1 protein-coding gene is annotated in these 1,513 nt (G+C 28.1%); it reads left to right on the forward strand.

Annotation, left to right across the window (positions count from 1 at the left end; all coding sequences use genetic code 11):
* The first annotated feature begins 126 nt into the window (after positions 1 to 126).
* On the forward strand, positions 127 to 1,467 hold the full coding sequence (locus tag PNO30_RS03040) for an ISL3 family transposase (protein ID WP_271987116.1): 1,341 nt from the start codon (positions 127 to 129) through the stop codon (positions 1,465 to 1,467).
* The last annotated feature ends 46 nt before the right edge of the window (positions 1,468 to 1,513 follow it).

Consider the following 1,513-nt stretch of genomic DNA (forward strand, 5'->3'; position numbering starts at 1 on the left):
GGTTGTATACTAAATCCGGGGCATGGAAAAATTCCAGCCCCGGATTTCAATTTTTATATACAAAAAGACAAATACCCAATATAATTAAAGTGTAGAAAAATAATTAACTAAGAAAGGATATTTGTCATGTCTAATTTTATCACAAATTTACTATTAATAAAAGACCAAAATATAACTATGGATGATAAACTTGATTTAATTAATGTAGACGGTCAAGATATATTCGTATTTCATGGGACTTTATCATACAATCCAAAGTGTTGTACAAACTGTGGTTGTATAAAAGAAGGAAATAATATAGTTAAAAATGGATTCACAGATCCATTAAAAGTAGCTTTATTAAAGATGTCAGAATGCCCTACATATCTACGATTAAAGAAACAACGCTTTAAATGTAAAGAATGTAATTCTAAGTTTTGTGCTGAAACATCATTTGTGAAAAAGCACTGCAGTATATCTAAAAATCTTATATTCTACATTATGAAGAATCTTTCTAAGACAATATCATTTAAAGATATAGCTGAATTAAGTAATGTATCAGTATCTACAGTAGTAAGAGTAATGAAATCATGTAGAGAAGCCGTAGAAGTTAAGACTCATTCAAACCTACCAGAACACCTATGTTTTGATGAGATAAAGTCAACTAAAGACAGTAAAAATGGAATGAGCTTCGTATTCTTAGATGCTAAAACACATGATTTTATAGATATTGTAGATGGAAGAACTCAACATATATTAAAACAATACTTTATGAGATATCCAAGGAAAGTAAGAAAGAAAGTAAAAACAATCTGTATAGATATTTACCCTCCTTATATGAATATGATTAGAGAGATGTTTCCTAACGCTGAGATAATAATAGATAGATTCCATATGGTTCAAAATATTAATAGAGAATTAAATAAAGCTAGAGTAAGATTAATGAATCAATATAAGAATAAAAAAGGTTCTACTTACACTATTTTAAAGAACTTCTGGAAAGTAATATTAGAAGATAGAGATAAAGTAAATTCAACAAAAACATTCTATTCTAGAAGCTTTAAACGCTATGTAACTAGAAAAGAAGTATTAGATTATATATTAGCTATAGATGATGAGTTTACAGCTAGTTATGAGAGAGTACATGAGATTAGAGAAGCTATTAAGGCTAAAGCTTCTGTAGAATTAGAGAAGTATATAGATATGGATACTAGAGGACTACCTAAAGGTGTATCTAAAGCTATAAATACTATGAAAAAGCACAAAGAGTATATGCTTAATGCTGTTAAATATAAGCATTCTAATGGTCCATTAGAAGGATTTAATAATAAAATAAAACTACTAAAGAGAGTATCTTATGGATATTCTAGCTTTAGTAATTTCAGATTACGCATTTTAATTATGTCTAGATTATTTGTTTCTGAGTACAAAAATAATGTCAAACTTAAAGAAAACAAGAAAAAATCTAAGCAGCAAAATGCTGCCTAGATTTCATTTCCTATTTTTCTCCATGCCCCGAATTTGACAAAGAGCC

Origin of the sequence: Gemella haemolysans (assembly GCF_028308085.1) — a bacterium.
In the GTDB taxonomy this organism is placed as follows: domain Bacteria; phylum Bacillota; class Bacilli; order Staphylococcales; family Gemellaceae; genus Gemella; species Gemella haemolysans_D.